Genomic DNA, 23358 nt, shown 5'->3' with positions numbered 1-23358 from the left:
AAAGTAAACGGTGCTATATTTAAGCCCAGCCTTTCTTCTTCTTTTTAAAAGTCCTTTTTTTCTTTGGTGTAGATGCCTCCGGAGTCACAACCTTCTCTTTTTTGAGCTTAGAAGATTTCGTTTTTGAAAACTCTTTATGCTCTGCTTTAACAGGTTGCTCTATCAATTGTTTGGCTAAGTCTGGCCTACCCAACTTGGTCAACCTACTCTTTATCCAACCTTTCATATCGTTTTTCCACCAGAAGAAATACTTGTTTTGAGTAAGCTTTTCTTCTCTTGTTTTTACCGTATTTATAGGCTGCAAGGTATATGGATGTACCCCAGAATAGTAAATAACCGTAGCCACAGTCATAGGCGTAGGTGTAAAGTCTTGTACTTGTTCTAGCTTAAAACCCATGTCTTTGGTTTCTGCGGCTAGGTTTGCCATGTCCGTTTCTTCACAGCCAGGATGAGAGCTAATGAAATATGGAATAAGCGGCTGTTTCAAGCCATGTTTTTCCTGAATGGCATCATACTTCTCTTTAAACATTCTGAAGTATTTAAAAGAAGGCTTACGCATTACCTTCAGGGTATTGTCTGCGGTATGCTCAGGAGCCACCTTTAATCTGCCAGACACATGGCGTGTCACCAGCTGCTCCATGTATTCATCATGGTTGCCGTCTTGGTTGTTTTTATTAAAATTATCTACCAACAAATCGTAACGAATACCAGAACCCACAAAGGCCTTTTTCACATCTGGGTGTTCGTCTACTTTTCTATAGATTTCAGTTAATGGATTATGCGAAGTGTCAAGGTTAGAGCAAATCACGGGGTGAATACAACTAGGGGCTTGACATCTTCCACAAATGGCTTCATCCTTACCTTTCATTCGGTACATATTAGCCGAAGGCCCTCCTAAATCAGAAATGTATCCCTTAAAGTCTGGGTGTTTCACCAGTTCGTCAACCTCCTTCATAATAGACTCCTGAGAACGGGACGCAATAAACTTACCTTGATGTGCAGAAATAGTACAAAAACTACAACCACCAAAACAACCTCGGTGCATATTAATCGAAAACTTGATCATTTCATATGCCGGAATTGGTCCTCTTTTGTTGTATTTCGGATGAGGTAATCGAGTATATGGCAAATCAAAAGACTGGTCCATTTCCTGCTCATTCATGGTTACAAACGGTGGGTTGATAACCAAGGTTTTTTCACCAATTTTTTGGGTTAATCTATTCGCCTGCCATTTGTTAGATTCCACCTCCACTAATTTGAAATTAGAGGCATACTTGATTTTATCCTTTAAGCAGTCTTCGTGGCTTGAAAGCTCAACAGTGTTCCAACCCTTATAAGATTTAACCTCCTCGGCTGTATTTTCCAAATAGGATATTTGATTGACATCCTTAATGCTTCCAAGAGGCACTCCCTTCTGCACCAACTTTAATATTTCTCTTAAGGGCTGCTCTCCCATGCCGTAAACTAACATGTCGGCACCAGAGTCCTCCAGAATACTTGGAAAAAGTCTATCGGCCCAATAGTCATAATGGGTAACCCTACGCAGTGAAGCCTCTATCCCACCTATTAAAACAGGAACGTCTGGATAGAGCTCTTTCAATATTTTCGTATAAACCGTAGTGGCATAATCTGGTCTGAAACCAGCTTCTCCACCTGGCGTATAACTGTCATCAGAACGTCTACGCTTATTGGCCGTATAGTGATTCACCATGGAATCCATACAGCCTGCGGTTACACCAAAAAAGTATTTTGGCTTACCAAATTTCTTAAAATCACGAAGGTCGTCTCGCCAGTTAGGTTGAGGTATAACAGCCACCCTAAAACCTTCACTTTCTATAATACGACCAATAACAGCTGTACCAAAAGATGGATGATCCACATAGGCATCACCAGACACCAGCACCACATCCACTTCATCCCATCCACGCATCTCCACTTCTTTCATGGTGATAGGTAGCCAATGTGTCACAGGTCTTTCTCTTACAGTTATCATAATCCTCGAATTTTTTACAAAGTACTTGAATAATTGGCACAAATCTCTGAATTGGTGCAGTTTGTTCAATAAGTCCTATTTATACTTAACAATAGTAAAAGGCTTATAAACTGCATTCTATCTTCCAATTCCGCAATATAATAACCACAACAACTTCTGAACTTATAGGTTCATCTAGCTAAAAATAACTTATTTAATAAAAAGCCAAAAGCGGTTTACTTTCGTTTATATTAAGCAGAATGAAGAAAAGACTAACACAGTCAAAGTAAATAAGGAACAGATTTTCAAATAGATACCGTAAATTTTCAGTTAAATCATTAAATACAATTAGATAAGCCATACTATGAAAACAATATTCGTTTTAATCTCTTGCTTTCTATATTTTGCTCCTTCATGTTCAGATTCCAAACCAAAAACCATTGATGCGGAATCGAATGACGAGCTTAAAATGGTCGTAGCCTTTAGCAATCTTGAATTTCAAAGACCCGTTGACTTTCAATCACCTAAAGATGGTACCAATCGGATATTTGTAGTGGAACAAGAAGGCCTCATTTCTGTATTTGATAATAACGCCAAGGTTCGTGAAAAATCTATTTTCCTTGATATCAAATCAAAAGTTGACGACAATGACAACGAAGAAGGCTTATTAGGATTAGCCTTTCATCCAAATTATAAAAGTAATGGCTTCTTCTATGTCAATTACACCGTAGGAACCAGCGAGACCTATATCTCTAGATTCTCTGTAGACCCATCTAATCCTAACAAGGCCAAGCCTGAAAGCGAATTAGTCATTCTTAAATATGACCAACCTTATGGAAACCATAATGGCGGACAAGTCGCTTTTGGACCTGATGGATTCTTATATATTTCAGTAGGTGATGGTGGTTCTGGTGGCGACCCAAAAGGGAATGGACAAAATGCCGGAACACTACTTGGTTCTATTTTGAGAATTGATGTTGATAAAACCGAAAACGGAAAAAGCTATGGCATTCCCTTAGACAACCCATTTGTAAATAGTGCCACCAAAAGAAAAGAGATTTTTGCTTACGGCTTAAGAAATCCATGGCGTATGAGTTTTGATGCTAAAAATGGACGACTATGGTGTGCTGATGTAGGACAAAACGCCTACGAAGAGGTAGACATTATTACAAAAGGCGGAAACTATGGCTGGAATGAAATGGAAGGCTTGCACACGTACAAATCGGGCAGCAACTCTTCTGATTATATCGCTCCAGTATTAGAAATAGCACAAAGCACGGGTGACAAATCTATCACTGGAGGCTTTGTTTACAGAGGCACACTCCTTCCAACTTTAGTGGGTAAATACATTTTTGCTGATTATGTTTCTGGCAGAATTTACGCATTATCAGAAAATGCCGATGGTTCTTTCAGCAATGAAATTTTGATTGACCAGTATCAAAATATTTCCGCTTTTGGCGTTGATAAGGATAACGAACTTTTCATCTGTGCCTTCGATGGCAAGATTTATAAACTTCAAGAATGAGCCTTTAAATCTTTTTAAGAACTTGTTACGATAAAATGCCCTTATTTTGTGGTTCAATAAACTCATTTAAATGAGGGCATTTTTATTCTTTCTATTATTCCTTACTGTATTTGGCCTGCGGGCTCAAACCTTTTTTAAGCTTAGAGGTTACATTTATTCCGAAGAGAACCTGCCCTTACCAGGAGCCAATATCCGTGTTTATAATTCTCAAACCGGAACACAAACAAACGACGAAGGTCAATTTGAAGTTAATCTAGAGCAAGGCTTAAACCGACTTGGTATCACCTATATTGGTTACACCAGCCAATTCTTGGAATTGGTCGTTGATGGTGATCTAGTTAAAAACATCTTTTTACAGCCAGATACCGCCATGCTTTCTGAGGTGGTAGTGAACGTAAAAAAGAAGGACTTTAGTTATGAGGTTATCAGAAAAGTTATTGAACATAAAGATAGCTTTCTAAATCAATACCAAAACTACAGGTGTAAGACCTACATTAAAGCTCTAGAAAATATAGAATACCTAAATCCTCAAAAGCAAAGAAAAGATACAGACGACCCTTTCTCTAGCCTAGATAGCCTCCCAAAACAAAGTTATTTTGAAGCGAATGTTGAAAAGTTTGTGGCTTTACCCAATAAACTCAAAGAAGAAAGAACTGCCGTTAAAAAAATAGGCGAACAGGAAACCATATTTTTCACTTCTACGTCGGATGGCGAGTTTGACCTCTATCAAAATCTACAACAAATAAAGAAACTAAGTGAAAACGCCTTTGTATCGCCTATTAGCCCCTTGGGTTTTGCGAGTTACAAATATCGGATGGTAGATTCGTATTATGAAAATGGTCAACTGGTTTATAAAATCTCCATTAAACCCAAACAAACTGGTAATGCTCTTTATGAAGGGGAAATAGAAGTTTACGACCGTTTATGGTGCCTTAAAAGTGTCGACTTAAAACTTTCCAAAAAATCGCTCATTATCTATGACGACTTTTCTTTTAAACAGACCTATGAAAAAGTTCAAGATAAATGGATAATAAGTAACCAAAGTTTTACGTGGAACCTTAAAGAAGCAGGGAAAATCAAGACCGGAAACACCTTGGTGAGTCAGTCAGACTTTGTTTTTGACAGTACCTATTCCAAAAACTTTTTTGGCCCCGAAATAGCCAAAACTACCGAACTGGCTTATAAAAGAGATTCTACATTCTGGGACAGTATAAGGCCTGAGCCCCTCTCCAAAAAGGAACATGAAATAGTTAGAAAGCAGGAGGCTCTCGAAATAAAACTTAACTCTAAAGAATATCTCGATTCAATTGACGCCGTATATAATAAAATTACCTTTCTAAAGATTGCTTGGAATGGTTTTGGACACATTAATAGAGCCAAAAAAACCAATTGGGAATACGGTTCCATTCCTTCATTAATAAATCCCTTAGCCATAGGCGGCTGGAGGATACAGTATAACCTAAACTATTATAAGAAGTTTGAAAATAGACAAAGGCTAACCATAACACCTTACCTTAATTATGGTTTTCTGAACCAAGATCTTAGAGGTCAGATTTCTGTGGACTACTTATATAATCCCGTTAAACAATCCAGCATTTTTATAAGTGTAGGTCAAGGCTTTGATGTTATAAACGGAAACGCCACAATTTCTGACATCATCAAAAGAAACAATTTTTACATCAAAACGGGTCTCAACCTGCGGCACCGAACCGAATTATTTAATGGGTTTTATCTCCAAACAAATTTAGAATTTAATAAAAGGGAGGACTTCGGTGATTTTATGTTTTCCAAGCTCGGTGATGAGCTCTTTAATAATAACACTCCTGCGGTGTTCCCTAATAGTAAAATACTTAAAACGAATATTAGAATAGACTACACCCCAAAACAGCTCTACATCTCTGAACCTAACGAAAAAATAGTTCTTGGCTCCAAGTTTCCAACCTTTAGCTTTAGATATAATAGGGCTTTTCAGCTCGACAACCAGCTAAAGCAAGCCTTTACCAATATAGAATTTAATATTTCTCAATATTTCAATGTTGGCATTTTAGGCACGTCAGAATACCGAATAGGCATTGGTAGGTTTTTAGACACCACCAAAGTGGCTCCCATGGACTATCAATACCAAAGAGGTGGAGATCCTATCTGGTTTTCACCGAGTATGTATAGCTATCAGTTAATTCCGAATACCTTCTCCACATTTAAATGGTTCTTTGAATCTCATTATGAACACCAATTCAATGGCTTTCTGATGAGCAAAATCCCTTTACTAAATAAATCGGGAATAAATACGCTGGCGGGTGCAGGACTCCTATATGTGCCAGACCAAAACTACCAATATAGCGAATTCTATGCTGGCCTAAACAGGGTTTTTAAATTAGGCCGATCCAGATTTAGACTCGGTGCTTATTATGTTACCTCACAATCAAATCAGTTTGGCTTTAGAAGTGGGTTCAAATTCTCCTTAGAGCCCTATAACAGAGAAAAGAACACTTGGAGTTTCTGATAAAAACACTCAAAAAGCAAGTCTTACGTTTAATCCCTATTTTTTTTAGACCTTTGCGGTCAAATCCTTTTGCATGCAAAAAAGAAATATTGCTATTCTTGGTTCTACGGGTTCTATCGGCACTCAGGCTCTTGAGGTTATAGAAGCTCATTCCGATCTATTTCAGGTTGAAGTACTCACCGCCCAAAATAACGCCGAATTACTCATTCAGCAAGCTGTCAAATTCAAACCCAATGTGGTAGTTATCGGCAATGAAATGCTCTATGATAAAGTATCTGCTGCCCTAGACCCATTAGATATTAAAGTATATGCGGGCGACAACGCCTTAGGAGCTGTCGTGGAGTCTGACGAAGTACATATGGTACTTACTGCCTTAGTGGGTTATGCTGGACTTCTTCCAACGATAAGGGCCATAAAAGCTAAAAAGCATATTGCTCTTGCAAATAAAGAAACCCTTGTGGTGGCTGGGGAGCTGATCACCAAATTAGCTATTGAAAATCGTGTAGAGATATTGCCCGTAGACTCTGAGCATTCTGCCATTTTTCAATGCCTTGTTGGAGAAAACTTAAACCCCATTGAAAAAATAGTACTAACTGCTTCTGGTGGACCTTTTAGAGGAAAAGACCGAGCTTTTTTAGAAACTGTTACAAAAGAGCAAGCCCTCAAACACCCCAACTGGGAAATGGGAGCCAAAATCACGATTGACTCGGCTTCCTTAATGAATAAGGGTTTAGAAGTTATTGAAGCCAAATGGCTTTTTGATTTAAAACCTGAACAGATAGAAGTCATAGTACATCCGCAAAGTATTATTCACTCCTTGGTGCAGTTTGAAGACGGAAGTATGAAAGCTCAATTGGGCCTACCAGACATGAAACTCCCTATTCAATATGCCATTGGTTTTCCACAGCGATTAAAATCTGATTTTCCAAGGTTTAATTTTATAGACTATCCCAACCTTACCTTTGAAAAACCTGACTTAGAAACATTTAGGAATCTTGGATTTGCGTTTTCGGCATTAAATAAAGGCGGCAATATGGCGTGTATAGTGAACGCAGCCAACGAAATTGCTGTTGATGCTTTTCTAAAAGATAAGATTGGTTTTCTCCAAATGTCTGATTTGATTGAAAACTGTATGCAAAATGTTGATTTTGTGAAGCTTCCAACTTTGGAAGACTATATTGAAACAGATAAGCAGACCAGAATTAAGGCTTTGGAACTATTGTAAATACAAAATACACCTTCGTTAAACCGACGGTGCACAGATATGAAAAAACCATTTAGAGTAATATACGAAGACAATCACCTGATAATAGTCAATAAAAGAGCTGGCGTGATTGTCCATGGGGATAAAACTGGTGACAAGACGCTTGAAGAGTACGTCAAAGAATATATCAAAGAGACATATAATAAGCCTGGTGCCGTTTATTTAGGCACGGTGCACAGGTTAGATAGACCCGTGAGTGGTTTAATTATTTTCGCAAGAACCTCTAAGGCACTGGAAAGGATGAACGAACTTTTCCGTAAAAGACATATTCAGAAAACATACTGGGCCATTACTAGAAATAAACCACGCATTCCAAAAGGCAAACTGATTCACTGGCTGGTAAAAGATCAAGACAGAAACATCGTTACAGCCCATGATGAGGAGGTGCCCAATAGTAAAAAAGCCGAACTAAACTACAGGTATGTAGGTACGCTTAATAAACATCATTTGATTGAGGTAGAGCCTATCACTGGTAGGTCACATCAGATTCGTGTACAGCTAGCCAGCATGGGCTGTCCAATACGCGGCGACTTGAAATACGGTTATCCAAAACCAAACCTAGACGCTTCAATTAACCTTCACTCCAGAAGGGTTTATTTCATTCATCCAACGAAAAAAGAGCCTGTTCTTTGTAAAGCTCCGCTTCCAGAAAACGCTTTTTGGGAAGAGTTTCTTGAATTAGAAACTGAGGAAATAAAAGACGAAACAATGAAATTCCTTCATTAAGGAAGAACTACCTGAACTTCATAAATACTTCTTGACGATTAAGAGGTATTTATACTTCAGTAAGGTTAGCCTGCTTTTCAAAAATATCGGCATTGGCTTGATTAAAGGTTTTTTTCATGCCTTCATAAGCTCCGGCTAAAATGCCCATCGGTAAGAGTAATGGCATAAAAATTAGCCATTGCACAACCATAAACAGATTGATGTTTCTTTTTTTCATATCGGTTATTGCACGTTAGTACTTTAGGTGGTCGGGTTAGACATATACTTAACGCAAAAATTCTTAGGTTTATTATAAAAAAATGCCTTTAAGTACAATTTTTTACTAACCTAAGAATTTTATTTTACGGCAACAATTAAATGCTCAAATTATTTAGAAATGATACCGCACAAAAGCTTCCATGGCTTCATACTCTGCTAAGCCAAGAGCATTATAAAGTTTTGCTGTACCTTGGTTTCTCTCCTCTGCTCTTTGCCAAAATTCTCTAGAATCTGAACCTTGAAAAACCACACCATCCTTTTGAGACTGGTGCTTAAAAATACCCATACGTTTCTGCATAACCTGATGCGGGCTCATTGGAACGGCCATTTCAATTTCATGAATATCCCACTCAGCCCAAGCTCCTCTATATAGCCAAACCCAGCAGTCTTTCATGTAATTTTTATGCCTCAGCTCTTTTAAAGACTCAAAAATGGCGTCTAGGCACACCTTATGAGTACCATGCGGATCTGCCAAGTCTCCTGCGGCATAAATCTGATGCGGTTTAATTTCTTCAATGACCGTTGAAACGACTTTAATATCTGCCTTGCCCAATGGATTTTTCTGAACTCTTCCTGTTTCGTAAAATGGCATATCCAAGAAATGTATATTCTCGGGAGGGATTCCTACAAACCTACAAGTAGCCTTAGCTTCTCCTTTTCTAATTATACCTTTTACTAATCTTACAGTATCACTATCAAGCTCACTGTCCTTTTTGTTGTTAAGGAAGTCTAGGGCTTCTTTGTACACGTTTAAAGTTTGTTCATTTTCTACTTTAAAGTTTTCGTTATAGTCCACCACAAACTCGATAAAGCGAAGTGCCTCTTCATCGGAAACAGCAATATTCCCAGAGGTTTGATAAGCCACATGTACATCATGCCCTTGGTCTACCAACCTGTGAAAGGTTCCTCCCATAGATATGATATCATCATCTGGGTGCGGACTAAAGATCAAACATCTTTTTCTCTCTGGCTGAGCCCTTTCTGGTCTATGCGTATCATCTGCTTTCGGTTTTCCACCTGGCCAACCCGTAATGGTTCTTTGCAGCTGATTAAAAATATCTATGTTTATGTCGTAGGCATTACCTGCTGATGCCAATAAGTCACTTAAGCCATTATCGTTATAATCCTCATTGGTCAGCTTAAGAACAGACTTGTTTAAGCTTATAGAAAGACTTGTTACAGCTTTTTTAGTCATGCTGTTGGTCCATTCTACATCTTCTACCATCCAAGGTGTTTTCATTCTCTTAAGACCAGATGCCGCCGCTTCGTCTATCACAAAAAGGGCGTTCGGGTGCTTTTGAAGATAAGAGGAAGGATTTTGGGCAGAAACGGTACCCTCAACAGCGTTACAGATCATAGGGGCTTTTCTTTCTCCCCAGGCTAGTAAAACGATTCTTTTGGCTTGAAGTATTTTGGCCACACCTAGCGTTATGGCTTTCTTAGGCACCTTTGTTAGTTCTCCACCAAAATCTGATTTTGCAGCCGCTCTGGTCGACTGGTCTAACATCATTAACCTGGTTTTGGTATTCTCTAAAGAGCCTGGCTCATTAAAACCAATGTGTCCATTTCCCCCAATTCCCAAAAGTTGAAAATCTAGACCACCGGCCTCTTTAATTTTCTTTTCGTATTCCTGACAATGAGCTGCCAAAAGGCTTGGTGGTACTGTTCCATCCGGAATGTGAAAGTTACCTTCCTGAATATCCACATGGTCAAACAACTGCTCTTTCATAAACCTCCAATAGCTCTGAACAGCATCAGGATGCATTGGATAGTATTCGTCAAGGTTAAAACTGATGACATTTTTGAAGCTAAGCCCTTCCTCTTTATGCATTCTAATTAATTCTGCATAAACAGTTTTAGGAGAAGATCCTGTAGCCAAACCTAAAACAGCCATGTTACCAGCCTTGGTTTTAGATTTAATTATGTCGGCTATTTCATTTGCAACAGCTTTTGAGGCCTCCTCAGAACTTTGGAAAATCCTAGTTGGCACCTTCTCGTAGGCTATTGGCTCACGTATAATTTGGGTTTCTTGCATTTTTTTATTGGGTGTAAACTAGACAAATATAATATTAAATAAATTGCCTATTAAAATATTATATATTAAATTATTTTAATTAATGGGATTCCTCAACCGTTTATAATACAAAATAGCCTTATTAAAAACTCTTTATGCCAATAAGCACTAAAACCATAACAAACCATCCTATAGACCCTTATCTTTGCGTGACATTGAAAAAAATACGGCATCAACATAAAATGAAGATAAACAATTACTCGATTCTTATCCTTTTATTGTTTCCCTTTTTCTCTTTTTCTCAAGAGAGCAGTAGCCTTAGCGGATATATAAGAGATGGCGAAAACGGCGAAGGAATGATAGGCCTTTCGGTATACGCTAACGAATTAAAAACAGGCACTCAAACAAATGCATATGGTTTTTACTCCCTAACACTTCCTAAAGGAAACTACACCTTAACATTGACCTATATAGGTTATGAAACCTTAGTTAAAAGAATCAACCTCTCCGAAAACCAGAAACTTAATCTAGAAATAAACCCTACAAGTTCTTCCTTAGAAGAAGTGGTGGTTAAAGGTCAAAGAGAAGACGAAAACGTCACCAGCATTGAAATGTCTGTCAATAAGGTGGAAATGAAAACCATTAAAAAGATGCCGGCTTTTCTAGGCGAAGTAGACATTATAAGAAGCATTCAGTTTCTACCTGGCGTAAGTACTGTAGGCGAAGGTGCTTCTGGTTTTAATGTAAGAGGTGGCGGGATTGACCAAAACTTGGTGCTACTAGACGAAGCCCCAGTTTATAACTCTTCTCACCTATTTGGATTTTTCTCTGTTTTCAATCCCGACGCTGTAAAAGATGTGAAACTGATAAAGGGCGGAATTCCTGCCAATTATGGAGGACGAATATCATCTATTCTCGACGTAAGAATGAAGGAGGGAAATTCTAAAAAACCGGAATTTAACGGCGGCATTGGCACTATCTTTTCAAGATTTGCCTATGAAAGTCCTTTTCTCAAAGAAAAGGGTTCCTTTATCGTGGCTTTGAGAAGATCCTATATTGACGTTCTGGCAAAACCCTTTCTTAATAAGGACCTCAGAGACTCCAAGTTCTATTTCTATGACTTCACCGCTAAAGGTAATTATAAAATTAACGACAAAAACACGGTCTTCCTAAGTGGATATTTAGGACGAGATGTGTTCGGAGCCGACTTTGGTTTTAACTGGGGAAACACCACCACCTCATTGCGATGGAATCATATATTTAACGAAAAACTATTTCTAAACACGACCGTTTTCTATAGCAATTACAACTACTTGCTGGATACCGACTTGAGCAACAAAGACGACCAAGATTCTTTCAGATGGGACTCTAACGTAGAAAATTATAGTATTAAACCCGACTTTCAATATTTCTTAAACCCTAATAATACCCTTTCTTTTGGAGGACAAAGCATCTACTACAGATTTAACCCTGGTCAGGCCGAGGCGGTTTCTGGTGGAGAAAGCATCAGCATCGGTTTACCAGATAAGTACGCCGTAGAGTCTGCCCTATATCTGGCGAATGAGCAAAGGATTACCAATCGATTATCTGTACAATACGGTATTAGATATTCTGATTATCGCTATATAGGTAAAGGCAATAAGGTCATTCTAAATGACGTAGGTGTAGCACCTGGTGAGCGTAAAAACGTAGAGGCTATTGTCACTGTGCCAAAAGGTGAGGTCATTCAGCAGTACGGCAATTGGGAGCCAAGAATCTCTGCTAACATCGGCTTAGGCTCCAAAAACTCTATTAAAGTAAGCTATAATCACATGGCTCAATATGTTCACCTCTTGTCCAACACCACGGCTTCTTCTCCTTTAGATGTTTGGACGCCGAGTAGCAATAACATAAAGCCGCAAATTGCCGACCAAGTAGCCTTGGGATATTTCCAAAACTTTAATAATAATATCTTTGAAGCGTCTGTTGAGGTATACTATAAAAAACTTCAGAATCAGGTTGATTACGTTAGAAATGCCGATTTGTTCTTAAACCCTGCCGTTGAAGCCGACCTTCTTAACGGAAAAGGGAGAGCTTACGGTGCCGAATTTTTCCTTAAGAAGAATAAAGGGATTTTTAATGGCTGGATCAGTTATACCTTGGCAAGGACAGAAAGACTTGTAGAAGGTCTAAATAACGACAATTGGTTTCCTGCAAGAATAGACAAAACGCATAACCTTTCTCTTGTTGGAATCTACGACAAAGGCAATAAATGGACCTTCTCTACAACTTTCAATTTTTCTTCAGGCACACCCGCATCTTTCCCTACCAATAAATACGTTTGGCAAGGAATAGCTCTACCACATAACCCTTACGACACCAGAAACTCTTACCGCATACCCGCTTCTCACAGGTTAGATCTTGCTGCTACAAAAAAGAACAAACATGCTTTCTTTAAAAAGGGAGAAAGCGAATGGGTATTCTCCATATATAACGTTTATAACCGCAGAAATCCTTTTTCTGTATATGTGAGACAAAACGAAGATAACCTTCAAATGACAGAGGCTGTCAAATATTCCGTTTTTGCCTCTATCCTACCTGCGGTAACCTACAACTTCAAATTTTAGTCCTATGAAAAAGATAACAATATTTGGCTTTCTACTCACCATTTCTTCTGTTGCCATATTCTCTTGCGAAGACGTGGTAAACATAGACATTCAGGAAGGCGTAGACCAACTGGTAGTGGATGGTTGGTTAACTAATAAAGATGAAGACCAACGCATCAAACTAAGCCTCTCTCAAGGTTATTTTGACAACGCTCCTGTGAGGGGCGTAACGGGTGCTGAAGTCATTATTTGGGAAGAAGACAGCACCGCACACCCTTTTACAGAATTAGAAAATGGAGAGTACATTCTCCTGAAAGAAAATGCCAAGTTTCTGAAAGAAGATGGCCAGTATGCTTTATACATAAAATATGAGAACGAAGAATATGCTGCACTTTCTAAACTAAAACGTGTGCCCGCTATAGACTCTATCGCCTATGAATCTTTCTCCTTCCCTATTGAACCTACGGATGGCTCTAAAAAAGACGGTTATCTTGCTCAATTTTATGCCAAAGACCTTATTGGGCCAGATGACACCTATTGGATAAGAACAATCAAAAACGATGTGTTATTAAACAAACCCTCTCAAATATCATTGGCTTATGACGCTGGTTTTTCTCCCGGCTCTAAATCTGACGGTATTCTTTTTATTTTGCCTTTGAGATCTTCTATAAACGATGGTCTTTATCAACATAACGACAAAATAAAAGTGGAACTTTGGAGTATAACCCCTGACGCCTACTTATACCTTCAGCAGGTAAGGCAAGAGTCTGGCAACGGTGGTATTTTTGCTACACCTCCAGCAAATATCCCAACTAACGTTTTTAATCTAAATGCCAATTCCAATAAAAAGGCTCTCGGCTTCTTTGGTATATCCGCTGTGAGCGAACTTTCTACCATTTTGGATAGCACTTTAGCTCGTCCAGCACAATAATAATATTAAATTTAAGCTCAAAAAACAGGAACATTATGCCAAGCCCACAGTGGACTATCGCCAAAGAATATGAAGACATCACCTATAAAAAGGCTAATGGAGTAGCACGAATAGCCTTCAATAGACCAGAGGTGCGTAACGCATTTAGACCTAAAACCGTTTTTGAACTTATAGATGCCTTTGAAGACGCCAGAAACGATGGAAATATTGGTGTGGTTTTGCTATCTGGCGAAGGTCCATCATCCAAAGACGGAGGCTGGGCATTCTGTAGTGGTGGGGACCAAAACGCAAGAGGAAAAGACGGTTATAAAGATGAGGTAGGCGTAGGAAGGTTAAACATATTAGATGTTCAGAGACAAATACGTTTCATGAGCAAACCTGTTATCTGTGTGGTTCCTGGTTGGGCTGTTGGTGGAGGGCATAGCCTTCACGTAGTTTGTGATCTTTCTCTCGCCAGTAAGGAGCATGCCATTTTCAAACAAACAGACGCCAATGTTGCTTCCTATGACGCCGGCTTTGGTTCTGCTTATTTAGCCAGACAGGTAGGACAAAAAAGAGCACGAGAGATATTCTTTTTAGGGAGAAACTACGCTGCCCAAGAAGCTTTTGATATGGGTATGGTTAATGCTGTAATTCCTCATGAAGAGCTGGAGGATACGGCCTTTCAGTGGGCACAAGAAATTTTAGAGAAGAGTCCAATGGCCATCAGAATGCTTAAGTACTCTTTTAATATGATTGACGATGGACTGATAGGTCAGCAAATTTTTGCTGGAGAAGCCACCCGTCTAGGATATATGACAGATGAAGCCAGAGAAGGCAGAGATGCGTTTTTAGAAAAAAGGAAACCCGATTTTGACCAATTTCCAAAGTACTCTTAATTGTATATATTAAATTCGGCTTCCAATACGTTAATATTAACTTACTATCTCATTGAGTAAAGGTTTTTTTAGAATACCTTTGTGCATTCCGCTTCTTTTTTGTATAATATTGGTGTGCAGCTAGAGGTTGTATTTATTGTTTAATTTAAATTAGAATATGGGTAGGTCGCAAGAAACATTCAGTAAAAAAGAAGTACGAAACAAAAAAGAGAAAAGAAAGAAAGACAAGGCGGAAAAACGACTTGCTAGGAAGGATATTGACAAATCTGGAAAGTTAGAAGACATGATTGCCTATGTGGATGAGTTTGGAAACATTACCAACACTCCGCCAGATCCTACTAGAGTAAAAGAGGAAATAGACGCAGACGATATAGAAATTGGAATACCAAAGAGAGAGGATGGACCACCTGAAGATATAGAGAGAAAAGGTACAGTAAGCTTCTATAACGACTCTAAAGGTTACGGTTTTATTAAAGATGTGGTAAGCCAAGACAGTATTTTCGTTCACGTGAATAATACACTTGATGAAATTAGCGAAGGAGACAAAGTTATCTTTGAAATAGAAATGGGCCCCAAAGGACCTACAGCCGTAAGGGTGAAAGTTGTTTAATAAGGATTTACCTCCCGTTTTAATAAGAAAGCTTTGTCAAATTGACGAAGCTTTTTTTATGCTTTAGGGTATACATACTCCCCGAAAAAATATCCCTGACATCTAACGCTCTTGTATTACTTATTCTAAATTCTACCTGGCATAATACTATAAACGCCATAGAAATTTGTGTACTTGCCTTCCCTGAATTCAACCCGTTTTATGCTTTGGAGAATCGTAATAAGTTTTAAAGTGGAATAAATCAGACATTTAAACGAGATTAGCATAGCAGTTTACCCTGAGCGTTTTGTCGAAGGGTTCTGGTGATCGAGTTTAAATGGGTTTGCGAACTGATTTGGGTTACCCTGAGCTTGCCGATGGGAAGCAATTTAGCTTCAGTCCCGATAAAATCGGGAGATTTCCTAATGAATAAAGCGGTCTCAATTAATATCTTCTAAAAACGCAAAAAGCCCGACTTTCGCCAGGCTCTTTTTTCATAGAAAACGGGTAAGTATCTATTATGAGTACGAATTAAGCATTACTGGCATTACCAATAATAGCATATCTTCATTCTCTTCTTTATCTTCAGGAACTATCAGCCCAGCTCTGTTTGGCTGAGACATTTCTAGCGTTAAATTATCTGTATTTAAATTGCTTAACATTTCTACCAGAAATTTTGCGTTAAAGCCAATTTCCATATCTTCTCCAGTATACTCACAAACGAGCTTCTCGGTGGCCTCGTTAGAATAATCTAAGTCCTCGGCAGAAATCTCAAGCTCGTTTCCTGTCACTTTAAGCCTTATCTGGTGCGTTGTTTTATTAGAATAGATAGATATCCTCTTCAAAGTACTTAGCAACTCCGCTCTGCCAATCTTCATGTGATTAGGATTGTTTTGCGGAATTACATTCTCATAGTCTGGATAACGCTCGTCTATTAAACGACAAATCATTTTTATGTTTCCAAAGCTAAAAAATGCATTAGAGTTACTAAACTCTGCCTTCACAGGAACAACGCCACTTGGTAAACTTGACTTTAAAAGTGTTAAAGCCTTACGCGGCAAAATCATGGAAGTCGTATTTTCAGACTTCACATCTTCTCTTCTATATCTTATAAGTCTATGACCATCTGTAGCTACAAATGTAGTATGTTCTGAACCCACCTGAATAAAAACACCCGTCATGGCAGGTCTTAAATCATCCGTGCTTGTCGCAAAAATAGTATTTGAAATAGCAGCACCCAAAACATTAGAATCTAACTCTATGCTGAAATTTCTGTTTACTTCTGGAGCACGAGGAAAATCCATTGGATTCTCTCCAGCCAGTTTAAACCTACCATTTGAGGTAACTAGCTCTATACCAAAACTATCTTGATCCACATTTACAGTAACTGGCTGCTCAGGCAAACTACGCAGTGTTTCCATCAACAACTTTGCTGGAACTGCAATAGAACCTTTATCAGAAGATTCTACCTGTGCTTCAGTCATCATAACTGTTTGCATATCAGAAGCTGTAATGGTAAGGTTACCTTCATCTAGCTCTAATAGGAAATTTTCTAAAATCGGAACTATTGGGTTACTGGCAATAACACCACTTATAGTCGCCAAGTGCTTCAATAATTCAGAAGAAGAAACAACAAACTTCATATTTGAATCTCTGTTTTATATGGGTTTTAAAATTAGGCAAAGTTACTCAAATTGAAAGAAACTTGGCCTTTCTTATTACTTTTTAATGACTTAGAAATTAACGTGCATATTTCCACTTCCAGAAGAGCCCTCTTAGTAAGCCGAAGATAATTATCAAAACCGAAGGTATAAGAAGATTAACTAACTGTATTTCTGATCTATTATCCCTGGTTTTAATAGCATCCAGTGGCCTTAATTTTACCTCCTTGCCCCGAGCATTTATTACACCATTTTCGTCTACCAAATAATCAATAGCGTTCATTAGAAAATCCTTATTACCAAAAGTATGTTTACTAAGCTTATCATAACCTAAAGGAAATGGTTCACCAGAACGTCTTTCAATTTCATTTACAACTAGATCTCCATCCGAACAAACAATCATCTTGGTGGGCTCACTGACGCTTTTAAAGCTTTCACTCCTTTCGTCGGACTCCAAAATCCTGTTTTCATAAAGAGATGTAAAGGTGCCTTCTAATAAATAGGCAATAGATTTCTCTCCACTATTATACTCTTGTTGATCTGTATCTGTTCGAGCGTCATTATAAGTAATAAGGGCTGGAGCGTTTAAAATTTTGGTATATGCCGATGTTTTTAACAATGATGTTTTGACTATTCCTGAACTACGAACCGTGTCAATAGAAGATGCAAATTTGGTCACCACTAAATCTAGATTTTTGGTAATAAGACTTTTCCCAAAGTTATTGATCAATGGAAAAAAACGATATGGAATAGGCTGGATGTTAGGTTTGTTGCCCATATTTCCTACTACCAATGGAACCATAGCGGCACTGCCTCCATCTTTTATCATGTCATAGTTTAACCTAAGGCCATATTTGAAAAACAAATCCTGAAGGTTACTTTCAAAAGGTTGAGCAAAACTCCCTTCCAAACCCACCGAATCTACTTTCAAACCATCCACAAAGAAAAGTGTCTTTCCACCATACATCACATATTGATCAATCTTGTATTTTGTAGAATCATTTATAGGTCTGTCTGGTTTTGGTAAAATCAAGGCATCCAAACCTAAGAAAGACTCCGAAGTGGCTGCATCCACAAAATACAAATCGTAATACTCTTGAAGACTACTTATTAAACCGGCAAAATTCATAGGAGCCAAACTCGTAAACTCAGTTAACAAACCTATCTTCTTTTTTTCTTTCAATGTTAGTTTCCTAAAAGCCGATGCAAAGGAGTATTCTAGGTTTTCATAAGACTGGTTTAGCTTTTGTTCTGCTGATAAGGCCTGATTTCCCTGTAAAAGAAGAACTGCCTGCTGATTTCCCTGGTAAGAAACAAGAGCATAAGGAAAGACCATGGTCTCTGTTTTTCTACCTCCCTTAGTATCAAAAACATTGGTAGGTTGAACTCCTTTGCTATAAAGCGAGTCAATCAAAGCATTTTTCTGAGCAGGATCTGCAATAGAATTGGGGTCAAAAAAACTAAAAGAAACATTTGCTCCGCCATAGTTTTTAAACTCATCAAGCGTTTCCTCTACGGCTTGTTTTAATCTTTCAAAACCACCGGGTAAGTCACTCCCTTCCAAAAGTACCTGTATCTCAATAGGCTCATCAAGGTTGCGGACTATATTCTTACTGGCCTCAGAAATACTGTACCTTTTCTCCTCCGTTAAATCCTTTCTAAAAAAGAAAAAGACAGAAATGAGATTGACCAAAACTAGAAGAACAGGAAAAATAAAAGACCTAAAGGTTTTATTCATGAAAGCAATTGCGAGAAATTTGACACAAAAATTACATTATTTTTGAACAAAAACGAATAAATGTTAAACGCAGCATACTGGATTAGAAAATTAGATCTCATTTCTCACCCAGAAGGTGGTTTTTACAAGGAAACTTACAGATCTGATGAAGATGCTGTTTTTGAAATGGCGGGCACTAAAAAGAAAAGAAACTATTCCACTGCCATATATTTTTTAATGGAAAAGGGAAACTTCTCTGCCTTTCATAAAATCCAATCTGATGAACTCTGGCATTTTTATGCTGGCGACCCTTTAGAAATTTTTTATATAGATTTTGACGGAAACCTCATTAAAACAGTTTTAGGGTCTAATCCTGAAAAAGGAGAAGTGTTCCAAGCATGCATCCCTGCTCATGTCTGGTTTGTCTCCAGAACACAGCATGGTTCAGAATATGCATTGGTGGGCTGTACAGTCTCACCCGGATTTGATTTTAATGACTTCCAAATGGCCATAAGAGCCGAATTAGCACAAGAATTTCCATATCATAAACAAATTATTGAAGAGCTTACAAGAGAATAAATATCTTTGCAAAAAATTTTGACTTTTATGCTTCAAAGAATTCAATCTGTTTTACTTCTCCTTTCTGCCGCAGGCCTTGGCATCTTTTTGTCTAACAACATTTGGTCAAGCCAAACAGCTTCTGGAGAAATTATAGTAAACGCTTATCATATTTTAGCCACTAAGGGGAGCTTGGCTTCTTACACTAAGGATATTTTCTATGTAGCCGTAATGGCTGGAATCGCCATAGTTTTGGCCATTTTCACCATATTCCAGTTTAGAAACAGAGTGAGGCAGATGCTTTTTGTAGCGTTAAACTCGCTTCTAATTGGGGCTGCAGTAGCTGTTAGTATTTACCACGTAAAAAATGACGCCATGACCTTAGAAGGTGCTGGCGAAGGTACTTTTGAGATTGGTCTTTATGCTGGTTTTGCTTCTTTAGCCTTAAACTGGCTGGCGAATAGATTCATCAAAAAAGATGATAAGCTCGTAAAAAGTGCGGATAGAATGAGGTAGTCTATTTCAGATATTTCTGAAGAATAAGCTACTACCCTTTCATTTTTATGAATCCAATAAGTTTCTGAATGGCTCTGCCTCTATGACTTATTGGATTTTTTTGTTCCATTGTCATTTCTGCAAAAGTGGTTTCATAGCCATTTGGAATAAAAATTGGGTCATAGCCAAAGCCCTGAGATCCTCTTTTTTGTGCTATAATTTGACCTTCCACCGTACCGTCAAACATTTCCACCACTCCATCTAAAATAAGCGTGATAACCGTTCTAAACCTCGCCGTTCTATCGCTTTTTCCTCTTAGGTTTTCCAGCAATTTGTCCATGTTTTTCTCATGGTTACCATGCTCTCCGGCATATCTTGCAGAATAAACACCTGGCTCTCCGTTAAGGGCATCTACCTCCAGGCCGGAGTCGTCTGCCACACAGTTTAAACCATAGGTATTAAAAACGTACTGTGCTTTTATCAAGGAATTTCCAGCCATAGAATTGGCGGTCTCTTCTATTTCCTCAAAACACCCTATTTCTTTAAGTGTTTTAACTTCAAAAGTATCTCCTAAAAGGCTCTTTAGCTCGTCTATTTTGTGTGCGTTATTGCTCGCTAAGCAAATTACTGTTTTCATAATTTTTATCCTTACTGAACCCCTTCTTGCATTCTTTCGGCGTTCTCTGCTATTCTAAGCTGCTCCATAAACTCTCCTACTTCTCCATCCATTACAGCAGGTAAATTATACACTGTAAAACCTATTCTGTGATCTGTGACACGGCTTTGAGGATAATTATATGTCCTAATCTTATCCGATCTGTCTCCACTACCCACCAACGACTTTCTCTCAGAACTAACGGCATCATTGTGCTTTTTTAGCTCAGCCTCATAAAGCCTAGACCTAAGAACCGTAAGGGCTTTTGCATAGTTAGCATGCTGCGACCTACCATCTTGACATTCCACCACCGTATTGGTCGGTAAATGCGTAAGCCTTACAGCAGATTCCGTTTTATTCACGTGCTGCCCTCCTGCTCCAGATGCTCGATAAGTATCTTTTTTGATGTCTGTCTTATTTAAAACAAAATCAACTTCATCTGCCTCTGGCAAAACGGCTACCGAAGCTGCAGAAGTGTGAACACGCCCTTGAGATTCTGTAGCTGGTACCCGCTGTACCCTGTGAACACCAGATTCAAACTTCATCCTACCATAAACATCCTCTCCCTCTATCTCGGAAATGATTTCCTTAAAACCACCAGACGTTCCATGGTTCACATCCATGATAGTCATTTTCCAGCCACTTTGGTTTTCCACAAAACGCTCATACATTCTGAAAAGATCTCCCGCAAAAATAGAGGCTTCGTCACCTCCTGCTCCTGCCCTAATTTCCAAAATCACATTTTTAGCATCATTAGGGTCTCTTGGAATAAGCATTTCTTTCAAAATAACCTCCATTTCCTCCTTACTTGGCTCTAACTCGTCAAGCTCCTCCTTCGCCATTTCTCTTAGCTCCTCATCCTTCTCGTTATTCAGGATTTCTTTAGCTCCTGAGATATTTGCCAAAACCTCTTTATAGGCATTAAACTGATTAACAATTTTTTCAAGATCCTTATATTCCTTACTAATCTTCTTAAACTTGGCCATATCGGATACCACCTCAGGCATCCCTATTTGCTGAGAAACTTCATGAAAACGTTCCTTTATAGCCTCTAACTGTTCTAACATATTTTTCTATTCAGATCGCAAATTTACGACGATTTTTCAGTACCAAGCTATTACCTCCGCTTCTTGCTTTTTAAGAATATCTGGCACTTTGGCTCCTTTCTTCGGAAAACCCACCGGTAAAAGCAAAAAAGGACGTTCATTTTCTGGCCTTTTAAGAATGTTTGATAAAAAACTCATTGGGCTGGGGGTATGGCTCAAAGTAACCAAACCCGCTTGATGAATGGCAGAAATCAAAAAACCACATGCTATTCCCACGCTTTCATTGACGTAGTAATGCTGAATTTTGTGGCCAGAGTCACCTAAACCATAAGATTGCTTAAATACCACAATGAGCCAAGGTGCGTCTTCTAGAAATGGCTTCTGCCAATCTGTGCCCAAAGGCCTTAAATCTTCAAGCCATGTTTCACTCATTCTACCATGATAACTTTCATACTCTTCTTTTTCTGCGGCCTTTCTTATTTCAGCTTTTATACTTGGACTCTGAATGGCACAAAAAGTCCATGGTTGTTTATTTGCTCCACTAGGTGCGGAAGCGGCTGCCATAATAATATTTTCAATGACCTCCTTTGAAACCGGCTCGCCAGAAAAGTCTCTAATAGACCTCCGCTTGATAATTTCTGACCTATTTCCATGACTTTTCTTAAGAACTTCTTCTTCTGGAATTGCCCTAAACTCGAATAACATGTGCTTTTCAGTATTCATTTTATCTTTTTCTTCCGTAAAATAAAATTCTAGTATAAATTTGAATATTAGATGGGATACAAATTACCATTTTTACGGTACTTTGTAATAAGTTTTCGAAACGCAACTAACGTTTTTGAAGTGATACAGTCGCTAAATAAATTGTAATAATTTAAAACATTTCCATTAATGAAAAAATCAGTAGTTTTAACTCTAGCAGTCATTCTAATTGCCTCCTTTTCTAGTTTCTCACAGGGCTTTGATAAGGGTGTAAGTAATGTAAACCTAGGTCTTAACCTTGGCTGGGGAATTGGTGTTCAAGGTAGTTATGATGTTGGAATTACAGAACGCATTAGCATTGGAGCTGGTGCATCTTTTAATACAGGTTATTGGGGATACAATTCCTTTGCTATTGGCGGAAGAGGAGCTTATCACTTTGGTGCTCACTTCAACGATTGGTTTAACTTTGACGATTCTAAATCTGACCCATATGTTGGTGCTACTTTAGGTTTCAGAGGAATTAATGGCAACGGAACTCGTGTCTTAAGCAATGGTGCATTTTTCGGAGGAATGGTAGGTTATAGATATGGCCTGTCTGACAAATTCGGCGTTTATGCAGAAGCAGGTTCTCCTTACTCTTCTGTAGGTATTACTTTTAAACTTTAAGTTTTCGGGCTAAAGCCCACATATTTTTACAAATGGCTTTCTCAATATTTTTGAGATAGCCATTTTTGTTTAATAGCCCTCCAGAACAATATTTCAAATAGCTGTCTCTATCTTTGAAGCATGAGCACTGAAAATTTCACGCATATAGATCCCCATGGCAACCCTTCTATGGTGGATGTAGGGGATAAGCCCGTTACCAAAAGAATTGCCAAAGCCAGAAGCATTGTGGTTTTGGATAAGGAAATAATGGACAAACTCAATAATGAGGAAATTCATACCAAGAAAGGTCCCGTTTTTCAAACGGCTATCATTGCCGGCGTAATGGCGGCAAAAAAAACGGGTGAGCTTATACCGCTTTGTCATCCGCTTGGTTTGGAAAACTGTCAGGTAGAAATTAGCGTTAACACAAATAACGAAGTAGAGATTATTTGCACCGCTTCGTTAACAGGGAAAACGGGCATAGAGATGGAAGCTTTGACAGGTGCCAGCGTAGCCGCCCTCACTATATATGATATGTGTAAGGCCTTTTCTCATCATATTATCATCAAAGAAACTCGCCTTATTGCTAAAAGTGGTGGGAAAAGAGATTTTGATTTGACCACCGCTAAATAGA

At 38.5% G+C, this 23358-nt stretch carries 20 protein-coding genes; 12 read left to right on the top strand and 8 right to left on the bottom strand.

Annotation, left to right across the window (positions count from 1 at the left end; all coding sequences use genetic code 11):
* Positions 1-19 precede the first annotated feature (19 nt).
* On the bottom strand, positions 20-1993 hold the full coding sequence (locus ACSBFT_RS18450) for a YgiQ family radical SAM protein (protein ID WP_463046332.1): 1974 nt from the start codon (positions 1991-1993) through the stop codon (positions 20-22).
* 343 nt (positions 1994-2336) lie between these two features.
* Here ACSBFT_RS18450 and ACSBFT_RS18445 point away from each other — a divergent pair, with 343 nt between their 5' ends.
* The 4 genes from ACSBFT_RS18445 (at position 2337) to ACSBFT_RS18430 (ending at position 7990) form a co-directional block, all read left to right on the top strand.
* Positions 2337-3497, top strand: coding sequence for a PQQ-dependent sugar dehydrogenase (locus ACSBFT_RS18445; RefSeq protein WP_489601960.1), 1161 nt, complete (start codon positions 2337-2339; stop codon positions 3495-3497).
* Between the two features lie 70 nt (positions 3498-3567).
* The gene (locus ACSBFT_RS18440) at positions 3568-6000 is read left to right on the top strand and encodes a DUF5686 and carboxypeptidase regulatory-like domain-containing protein (RefSeq protein ID WP_489601959.1); all 2433 of its coding nucleotides are present in this window, start codon (positions 3568-3570) and stop codon (positions 5998-6000) included.
* 73 nt (positions 6001-6073) lie between these two features.
* Complete coding sequence (locus ACSBFT_RS18435; RefSeq protein WP_463046329.1) at positions 6074-7225, top strand: 1-deoxy-D-xylulose-5-phosphate reductoisomerase; 1152 nt, start codon at positions 6074-6076, stop codon at positions 7223-7225.
* 39 nt (positions 7226-7264) lie between these two features.
* Positions 7265-7990, top strand: a complete 726-nt coding sequence (locus ACSBFT_RS18430; protein WP_463046328.1) for an RluA family pseudouridine synthase — start codon at positions 7265-7267, stop codon at positions 7988-7990.
* A gap of 49 nt (positions 7991-8039) precedes the next feature.
* Here ACSBFT_RS18430 and ACSBFT_RS18425 read toward each other — a convergent pair whose 3' ends face one another.
* Both ACSBFT_RS18425 and nagB read right to left on the bottom strand, forming a co-directional pair.
* Entirely contained in the window at positions 8040-8207 is a 168-nt protein-coding gene (locus ACSBFT_RS18425) for a hypothetical protein (protein WP_463046327.1), read from the bottom strand.
* Positions 8208-8360: 153 nt separating this feature from the next.
* A complete protein-coding gene (gene nagB, locus ACSBFT_RS18420) occupies positions 8361-10283 on the bottom strand; it encodes a glucosamine-6-phosphate deaminase (RefSeq protein ID WP_463046326.1) in 1923 nt (640 codons plus the stop codon).
* 221 nt (positions 10284-10504) lie between these two features.
* Here nagB and ACSBFT_RS18415 point away from each other — a divergent pair, with 221 nt between their 5' ends.
* The 4 genes from ACSBFT_RS18415 to ACSBFT_RS18400 all read left to right on the top strand — a co-directional run bounded on the left by ACSBFT_RS18415 (position 10505) and on the right by ACSBFT_RS18400 (position 15266).
* The gene (locus tag ACSBFT_RS18415) at positions 10505-12868 is read left to right on the top strand and encodes a TonB-dependent receptor (protein WP_489601958.1); all 2364 of its coding nucleotides are present in this window, start codon (positions 10505-10507) and stop codon (positions 12866-12868) included.
* 4 nt (positions 12869-12872) lie between these two features.
* On the top strand, positions 12873-13778 hold the full coding sequence (locus tag ACSBFT_RS18410; RefSeq protein ID WP_489601957.1) for a DUF4249 domain-containing protein: 906 nt from the start codon (positions 12873-12875) through the stop codon (positions 13776-13778).
* A 35-nt stretch (positions 13779-13813) separates the two neighbouring features.
* Positions 13814-14656, top strand: a complete 843-nt coding sequence (locus ACSBFT_RS18405; RefSeq protein ID WP_489601956.1) for a 1,4-dihydroxy-2-naphthoyl-CoA synthase — start codon at positions 13814-13816, stop codon at positions 14654-14656.
* Between the two features lie 157 nt (positions 14657-14813).
* Positions 14814-15266: a cold-shock protein gene (locus ACSBFT_RS18400; protein ID WP_463046322.1), complete on the top strand. Its 453-nt coding sequence runs from the start codon at positions 14814-14816 to the stop codon at positions 15264-15266.
* 497 nt (positions 15267-15763) lie between these two features.
* On the opposite strand, the gene dnaN is transcribed toward ACSBFT_RS18400, so the two are convergent.
* The gene (gene dnaN, locus ACSBFT_RS18395; RefSeq protein WP_463046321.1) at positions 15764-16888 is read right to left on the bottom strand and encodes a DNA polymerase III subunit beta; all 1125 of its coding nucleotides are present in this window, start codon (positions 16886-16888) and stop codon (positions 15764-15766) included.
* A gap of 97 nt (positions 16889-16985) precedes the next feature.
* Complete coding sequence (gene gldG / locus ACSBFT_RS18390; RefSeq protein WP_489601955.1) at positions 16986-18644, bottom strand: gliding motility-associated ABC transporter substrate-binding protein GldG; 1659 nt, start codon at positions 18642-18644, stop codon at positions 16986-16988.
* Positions 18645-18704: 60 nt separating this feature from the next.
* Between gldG and ACSBFT_RS18385 the strand changes: the two genes are divergently transcribed.
* Positions 18705-19202, top strand: a complete 498-nt coding sequence (locus tag ACSBFT_RS18385) for a cupin domain-containing protein (protein ID WP_489601954.1) — start codon at positions 18705-18707, stop codon at positions 19200-19202.
* A 27-nt stretch (positions 19203-19229) separates the two neighbouring features.
* On the top strand, positions 19230-19697 hold the full coding sequence (locus ACSBFT_RS18380) for a DUF4293 domain-containing protein (RefSeq protein ID WP_489601953.1): 468 nt from the start codon (positions 19230-19232) through the stop codon (positions 19695-19697).
* A 31-nt stretch (positions 19698-19728) separates the two neighbouring features.
* On the opposite strand, the gene ACSBFT_RS18375 is transcribed toward ACSBFT_RS18380, so the two are convergent.
* Genes ACSBFT_RS18375 through ACSBFT_RS18365 form a run of 3 tightly spaced genes read right to left on the bottom strand, consistent with a single transcriptional unit; the run spans position 19729 to position 22100 of the window.
* Entirely contained in the window at positions 19729-20313 is a 585-nt protein-coding gene (locus ACSBFT_RS18375; RefSeq protein WP_489601952.1) for a non-canonical purine NTP diphosphatase, read from the bottom strand.
* Positions 20314-20324: 11 nt separating this feature from the next.
* Entirely contained in the window at positions 20325-21398 is a 1074-nt protein-coding gene (gene prfA, locus ACSBFT_RS18370) for a peptide chain release factor 1 (RefSeq protein WP_463046316.1), read from the bottom strand.
* 36 nt (positions 21399-21434) lie between these two features.
* Entirely contained in the window at positions 21435-22100 is a 666-nt protein-coding gene (locus tag ACSBFT_RS18365; RefSeq protein ID WP_489601951.1) for a nitroreductase family protein, read from the bottom strand.
* A gap of 168 nt (positions 22101-22268) precedes the next feature.
* Here ACSBFT_RS18365 and ACSBFT_RS18360 point away from each other — a divergent pair, with 168 nt between their 5' ends.
* Both ACSBFT_RS18360 and moaC read left to right on the top strand, forming a co-directional pair.
* Entirely contained in the window at positions 22269-22745 is a 477-nt protein-coding gene (locus tag ACSBFT_RS18360; RefSeq protein WP_463046314.1) for a hypothetical protein, read from the top strand.
* A 120-nt stretch (positions 22746-22865) separates the two neighbouring features.
* Positions 22866-23357, top strand: a complete 492-nt coding sequence (gene moaC / locus ACSBFT_RS18355) for a cyclic pyranopterin monophosphate synthase MoaC (protein WP_489601950.1) — start codon at positions 22866-22868, stop codon at positions 23355-23357.
* The last annotated feature ends 1 nt before the right edge of the window (position 23358 follow it).

The sequence above is a fragment of the Arcticibacterium sp. SM2516 genome, from assembly GCF_057914865.1.
The sequence above is the reverse complement of the archived record's forward strand: the minus strand, read 5'-3'. Positions and strand labels throughout refer to the sequence as shown.